Source organism: Enterovibrio nigricans DSM 22720 (genome assembly GCF_900167155.1).
Lineage (GTDB): Bacteria > Pseudomonadota > Gammaproteobacteria > Enterobacterales > Vibrionaceae > Enterovibrio > Enterovibrio nigricans.
On the sequence record NZ_FUXU01000124.1, the window covers coordinates 1 to 7,322 of the forward strand.

Annotated in this window: 5 protein-coding genes and 1 pseudogene; 1 reads left to right on the forward strand and 5 read right to left on the reverse strand. The window is 45.8% G+C overall.

The features are described from left to right. Positions 1 to 611 precede the first annotated feature (611 nt). The 4 genes and pseudogenes from B5D35_RS21890 to punR all read right to left on the reverse strand — a co-directional run bounded on the left by B5D35_RS21890 (position 612) and on the right by punR (position 5,095). Positions 612 to 1,573, reverse strand: a pseudogene (locus tag B5D35_RS21890) (transposase). A gap of 207 nt (positions 1,574 to 1,780) precedes the next feature. Continuing rightward, complete coding sequence (locus tag B5D35_RS21895; RefSeq protein WP_078754567.1) at positions 1,781 to 2,494, reverse strand: DUF2711 family protein; 714 nt, start codon at positions 2,492 to 2,494, stop codon at positions 1,781 to 1,783. A gap of 869 nt (positions 2,495 to 3,363) precedes the next feature. After that, the gene (locus B5D35_RS21905; protein WP_078754569.1) at positions 3,364 to 4,056 is read right to left on the reverse strand and encodes an MOSC domain-containing protein; all 693 of its coding nucleotides are present in this window, start codon (positions 4,054 to 4,056) and stop codon (positions 3,364 to 3,366) included. Positions 4,057 to 4,192: 136 nt separating this feature from the next. Continuing rightward, on the reverse strand, positions 4,193 to 5,095 hold the full coding sequence (gene punR / locus B5D35_RS21910) for a DNA-binding transcriptional activator PunR (RefSeq protein WP_078754570.1): 903 nt from the start codon (positions 5,093 to 5,095) through the stop codon (positions 4,193 to 4,195). Between the two features lie 155 nt (positions 5,096 to 5,250). Here punR and punC point away from each other — a divergent pair, with 155 nt between their 5' ends. Then, entirely contained in the window at positions 5,251 to 6,462 is a 1,212-nt protein-coding gene (gene punC, locus B5D35_RS21915) for a purine nucleoside transporter PunC (RefSeq protein ID WP_078754571.1), read from the forward strand. Between the two features lie 66 nt (positions 6,463 to 6,528). Here the strand turns inward: punC and B5D35_RS21920 are convergent, their stop codons facing one another. Next, positions 6,529 to 7,284 carry a DUF1501 domain-containing protein gene (locus tag B5D35_RS21920; protein WP_078754572.1) on the reverse strand — a complete coding sequence of 252 codons (756 nt, stop codon included), beginning with the start codon at positions 7,282 to 7,284 and terminating at the stop codon, positions 6,529 to 6,531. Positions 7,285 to 7,322: the final 38 nt, after the last annotated feature.

Consider the following 7,322-nt stretch of genomic DNA (forward strand, 5'->3'; position numbering starts at 1 on the left):
CATGAGACTACGACGATTGATGGGTGTAGCCGATCAGATCGTAGCTTCTAGATTTAGTTCCATCGATTTAAGCAACAAAGCCCCTGTACTTACCAAAAAAAGGATATCTTCAACTCTATTTTCATCTAGTGACGATTCAAAATAGTTCCCATTTTTATGATAATAAATAGATGCTTCATTATAAATTTGAGCAGTGGGAACACAGCCAACTAGAATCATGCTAGTTATACAAAGCAGTAAGGAAGACTTCATTGATTTACGCCCAAAATTATCACTTATATACCGCCGCGTTAAGTAGTGAGCAATGCTACCACCTAACCTAAACCATTGCACCGTAATCACTAAATTCAAAGCGTACTAGCTGGAAAGGGACAAAGGGACAAAGGGACAAACAGGGACAAACAGGGACAAACAGGGACAGGCATAACTAAAAAACTGAGGCATAAACTTCCACGTTTTTCTGTTCGGTTGGCTCCTTAGTGAGCATTTTTCTTCAAGTTTGTATCAAGAATGGAAGCGTAAGCAGTATCAACAGATAATTCGAAGAAAAACAGATATGCAGAAACCACCTCAGCGGTGTTGGCTATGCATTCGTAATGGCTTTAGCAATGCTAGCTCGCAGGCAGTCGAAATCCGCATAGTCGTTTGCGCCCCAGCAAAGGTAAAGCCTCAATGATGGAAGACTTTGTTCCAATCAGAGTTCCCTTCTCAACGTGCGCGTAGGCATTAAGCCATTCAACTGAATCAAACCCTAAGCGGTTGAGTATTGCTGGCTCTCGACTATCTATATGACCTCGCTTATCTTCTCGGCATTGACGTCCTGTCCAATCAACGAGTTCTAAATACTCCATCAACCGAAAAGGCATCCCATCCGGCATATTTTCTCTGGGATTTCCCGCAAAGGGGAACAAATGTGGAGCGGATTCTTCTTCTTTCTTTAGAGACTTGATGCGCCTTTAACGGAAGTATGCTCAGAAGATTCTGGCGTTTCTGCCATTGCGGCTCTTACTGGGTTCAAATCAACATATGCCATGGCTGCCGCGAGGGCTTTTTCATCCAATAACGCTTGGCTTTTAAATCGCCCTTCCCAGAAATGGCCTGTGCATTTGTCTTCTCGATTGGCTTCTGAGGCAATATGTTGATTGAGTAATCGCATGAACCAGCTAATCGATGTCAGTCGCTCTCGCCACACTTCAATTATCTCACAGCATCGCGCTGTTTCTGCCTCCGACAGTTTGTCCCCTTGCATAAGACGTTGAATAAGTGCCGGACCTTGATGAAACGCCAACCAGCGTTCAGCAACATCATATTGCGTCAGCGTTTTGGCTTTCTCCGCATTGATATGGAGCACAACATGGTAATGGTTACTCATGACGGCATAAGCGCAAACATCAATACAAAATGCACTGGATAACGCTAAGAGCCGTTTTTCAATCCACTCTCTGCGGTGCTCATAAGACTGTTGCGCGTGTTCGTCATAGCCGCAAAGAAATGAGCGGCGAACACAGCGTGAAACGCAGTGGTAATAAGGGGTTGCGTCGATACTGATGAGGCATGAACGGGCTTTAGTCATTTATCGTCAAAATGGATGGCAATCAAACAATATGAAAAGGATATCGTTGTAATGCCAACCCTTCATCTTCAATGGGTGCCTTTGAGCTTGAGAACACTAATCACATGTAATTGATAGCATGATACTTTTCTTAAAGTGCCTGTCCCTACTAATACTCTACTAATAGCCTTTCACTCGACTTCGTGCTGTTTCACTTCAAAGCAGATACTAAATTTCATACAGCCCCCAGAACACCGAAGTATTCGACGTACAATAAAAACCTTCAAATGGATCTGATTCTAAAATCTGTTCGATGATTTCACGAGAGGAACATAGATACGAACAATGACTATCCCAGTGCGTTGTGACCAACAGCTTGTGATCATGGGTAAAAATACAACCATGCGGCGGAATTTCATCGGTTTTGACTAGATCACCTATCCAGTGCAGCTTTCTTTCCGTTCCAAACTCATCACCTACCCACAACCAGGTATAACCTAGTTTCTTAACTGCTTCATAAACTCGGTTTTCCAGTAACGGCGGTAAGTCCCCCTCATCAGGTAGAAGAATGCCCAGCTTCTCAAGTTTAACAAGTTGGTCTGAGAATTCTCTATTCTCTCTCTCGCTCACAAGGCCACCAATACTTGTTCTTAAGCCGATATCTATATCAGATATACTTTCTAGTCCCGATAAACTCAGAACTTCTTGCCAGCTTACGGGTTCACAGCCGTCAATGATTTCATGTTTATCTGGCCTTCGACTCCCACTATCGCGAGGAGCATAAAAGCGGTAACAAATATCCAACGTCGTAGGCTTGCAAAATGGATGCAGCAAAATATATACGCAATCAAATTGCCCTTCATAGTACGGAAGGATTTCTTGATCATATGGGCAGGATGCAAATTTTTCTGCACTTGGTAGAACCTTTTTGTCATTGTTCACTCCAAATAAATAAGCTAACGGGGAATATAACGTTCGAATAACGGGCGTTTACTAGCCCAAACTGGTTGAAACGTCTGAATCACAGCGTTTCTATGAAAAAATGCGCCACGAGTAAACGTCCCTCGTTAATTCGCTTGTTAGGGCGAATCGCGGTTGACTATCACCTTAACACACTGATATGGTGTGAAAAGATTATCGGATTCTTAATCAAGCCCCAAGTAAAGAAACTGTGCATCATCCAGATGAAAGACTGGAAAAAATTAGGAACAGAACGGCCTATCCGATTCGATAGCCACAAAATATTTCCAATTTTGATGCGAGGTTTTATGAGTAAATACTTCTTCATTCCATTTCTTGTATTCTTCATTAGTTCTGTCATGTGCTTTCAAGTGGTAGCCACTAACAACCCGTTAGCACTTGAATTCATGGCAACTATTGAATCAATCGCAGGGCACATATTTGGAACTACTTTAGTGCTAGCACTTACACAATAATGAGAAAAATCAGGGCTCTAGACTGAGCCCTAACAGCGTATTAGATGACAAAACGTCCTGTTTAAACACGACATTTTGTCTTTTATTAACAAGCCATTGTACCTTAACAGTTCGTTACCATTTGATTTCACTTCAATTTTTTATCATTTAAGATGTTAGTTTGTGAAAAAGCCCAGAAATAGCATTTTTCATCACTATGTATTGGCTACTGCGATGCTGTAATTATCAACAGTTAGTAAGTTCGATTTAGATTGGATAAGGGATGTTCAACGGGGTATCTCGTACCCGAGCAAAGAAACAACCTCCAAATGTGATCGCGCTTGATTTGGAAAACAGACAACTGAGTGCAGACTACTCTAACATCGCCCCTGCTATTTATTCGCTTTTTGTTCGGCCTAACAGCCGGAAATCCCATCGCTCAATGTCATTACTTTCAAGGCGAGCGTTCACTTTAGACATCCAACTGTTTGATAACTTTCGCTGTTGTTTTAACGTCAACAGCCTGTCCTTGTCGAGCGGATCGCCAAAGAAAATGTCGCACGTTTCATGAAGTGTCATCGCATTCGGTTCTTGGGCAATCAGCTCTAAGGGTTCCGTGACACTGACCATTCCGGGCTGGATAACGCGATAAAGCCAGCCGCACCGACTTATTTCCTGCATATCAACAGAAAAGCCCTCGATACCCCAACTCTTGTTCAGCTTAAAACAGGGAGAGCGAGGTTGACTCACTTCAATAATCGCCTCACCCCATTGATAGCGGTCTCCCAAACAAACGTTGTGCTCGGTCATGCCTTCAGCACTGATGTTCTCGCCCATCCCCGGCGCAACCCAATCAATGTCTTCGCCGTATTTGTCTCGCCAATACGCATAATGCTCTAAAGGGTACTGATGCAATGCCCGTTCTAAACCGCCGTGATGCCGCATATCCGCGCACTCATCACCGTCTAGCCCTTCAAGTGATAGGTATACCTGGCCTGTGATTGGGGTCTTATTGATCGCGGTTTGAAACCCATAACACGGATTTACTTTTCCTCGGTAGATGCCGTTTAGGGGGTGTTTGTTTTTCATCTCAGCCTCATCCATTTACTGCACGTACTTTTCGTCGCGGTATTGCGAATAACATAGCATCACCCATATCAGGATTTGCCTCACGCAATTCACCACCACTGCATAGTCGTTCTGCTGTGAAATCTTTCAATTAAAACTACTCCAGCCATTCGCGATAAGCGGTTTCTGCATCGCCCAAATATTCCAATATCCAATTAACCGCAGGGTTTTCTTTGTCTGTGCGCCACGCAATACAACATGGGCTTTTCGCTGGCGGCTCGATAAGTTCTTTTTCTACCAACTCCCCCGAGGCCAAATAAGGCTCTGCCATGTGAGAAGGCATGGCACCAATACCTAAACCACTTCGAAAACACTGAATAGCACTGTGCCAGTTAGGCACGGTTAAACGACGTTGGTTGTCAAGCAGCCAGGTAGCCCGTTTAGGCAAAATTCTCGATGTGTCTTCGAGGCAGATGGCGGGAAATGCCATCAATTGCTCCGTGCTGAGTGGCTCCGGCACACGCGCCAACGGGTGGTCTTTTGAAACCACGAACCGCCATGTGAGAATGCCCATATCACGGTAGCTAAGGTTACCGCTCACTGGCACGGCTGCTGTCGCACCAATGGCAATATCTGCACGGTCATACGCCAGTGCGTCCCAGACGCCGTTAAACACTTCCATCGTCAACAAGAGTTCGACATCTGGGAAGGCATCATAGAAATCACGCACCAAGGAATCTACCCTGTCTTCACGCACTACGTTGTCCAGTGCTAGAGAGACACTTCGTGTCCATCCATTCGCCACTCTCTGTGTCTGCTCTCTAATCTCATCCATGCGTTTTATTAGCGCGCGAGCCTCTTCGACAAAAAACTCGCCTGCGGGTGTTAAACGCACAGCGCGGTGCAGCCGCTCAAATAAATTCACAGCAAGCTTTTCTTCCATTTGGCGAACGGTATAGCTCACTGCACTCGGTACTTTATGAAGCTCCTCTGCTGCAGCGGAAAAGCTTCCACGTCGAGCAACAGCGTCAACGACCTGAAGATCTTGATAAGAAAACATAATGTGGACCCACTCCGCGAATGAATAACGGCCAGTATTGGACGCTTAATTCATCAAATCAAAATTTTTGAAAGCAGTTGATAAATATTAGCGTTTCACAGTGGTTTTCGCTACATATACACTCCGCGACCTAGGTAAATGAACGGACAAGTAAAATGAAAAATTCTGTTCCAATGACAACAATGGTTTGGTTCGCTGGCTTGAGCATGCTCGGTTTTCTGGCGACTGATATGTACCTGCCCGCTTTTGAAAACATTCGTCTTGAAATGGGTACCTCGCAGTCGATGATCGGCTTGTCTCTGACCGTATTCCTTTTGGGTATGGCTCTTGGGCAAATTGTGTATGGTCCTCTTTCTGACCGCATCGGCCGCATTAAGGTTCTAGTAGGCGGTATGTCACTGTTTACCATTGCGACGGTAGCGTGTTTCATGTCTAACAGCATCGAAACATTCCTGGCCGCACGTTTTGTGCAAGCACTAGGCGCATGTAGCGCATCCGTGATTTGGCAGGCTGTGGTTATCGACCGTTATGACAGCAAAACGTCTCAGCGAGTGTTTGCGACCGTTATGCCATTGGTTGCATTATCTCCAGCACTGGCTCCACTAGTAGGTGCGGCGTTGGAAGCACACTTCGGCTGGCGCAGCATTTTCATCGTACTGGTTGCTTTGGGTGTGATTCTAGCTGTTGCGACGCTACGTCAAACTGAAAGTGCTCCTGTTGCAAACACTGATGAAAAAGTCGGTGCAAAACTGGTCAACGATTACAAGCACATCGTCAGCTCTCGCAAGTTTATCGGTAACATGCTGATCTTTGCTGGCTGTTCCGCTGCGTTCTTTGCTTGGCTAACAGGTTCACCGTTTGTGATGACGGCAATGGGCTACAGCGGCGCTGACATCGGCATGAGCTATGTTCCACAGACTATCGCCTTTATCGTCGGTGGTTACAGCTGTCGTGCACTTTTGAACAAATACGACGGCTCTACCCTGCTGCCATGGTTTGTTGGCCTGTTTGTGGCAAGTGTTGTCTCTATTTTCGTGGTGTCTTGGCAGACAGACGTAACAAACATCTGGCCTGTATTGATTCCATTCTGCTTCTTGGCAGTAGCAAACGGTGCGATTTACCCAATCGTGGTAAATAAGGCACTGGAGGAATTCAAAAGCTGTAGTGCAACCGCTGCGGGTCTTCTGAACTTCCTGCAAACCATGATCTGTTTCGTTGCAAGCGGTGTGGTATCTGCGCTGGCAATCCACGGCCTACTGACAGTGTCAGCGGTGATGATGGGTGCAGCAGCAGCGGTCGCACTGGGTCTAGCTCTAAGCTGGAACGGTAACCGTGTTGTGATTGAAGAAAACGCACAAACTGCATAATCGAGACTATTCGATAGTAAAAAAGCCAGAGCATTGCTCTGGCTTTTTTGTTTTAAATAGAAGGCACTAAGCGCGTTTCATCACTCCCCCAACACCTTCTAGGGTTGGAAAAATTGTACTGACGCCAGCGTTGCTCAAACCCAACCACTTCACCATATAAGCCGCGTATTGTTCATGGCTAGTCGTCGGAATTAAACGTCCGTCACCATTGTCATTAGGCCCATTTCGTTTGAATGCCGGATATTCACCAAAGCATGCCCCAGAATCACCACCTCCAAAGATAAACTGTCCGCCTCCCCAGCCGTGATCTGTGCCTTTTCGTGAGTTGTCATGCAGTGTTCGCCCAAACTCGGACAAGGTACCGGTCATGACGTGATCGGCTGTTCCGTCTTCTTCTAGGGCATAATAGAAACCAGCAACGGCCTCGGAGAACTCCTTCATCAGTTTGTCTTGTCTGCTGATTTGATTGTCATGCGTGTCGTAACCACCCACAGCGAGATAGAACACTTGCCGGTTGTGCCCGAACATAGGCGCAGCATCCATCATTTGTTTGATTGCTCGAAATTGGCGACCCAAATTGGATTTTGGAATGCGATTGTCCATCGGGTATCGGGACACAATTTTCGCCATCTGTTTTTGCGCCGTAATGGCTTCGGCGACCACATTCGCGTAGCTTTTCACCAATGGAGAGCGATACGCTTCGCTCGCAATAGCCTGATAGGTATTCCGCATCGCGGGACTGGTTAAGCCTTTGAGGGATTCAAACGGCTCCGTTGCAAAGTTAGTAGAAGGCCGCTGAAATCCCAGATTATCCAGCGTCAAAAAGTGAACTGATTTTCAATCAGACACACTTCGCCCTT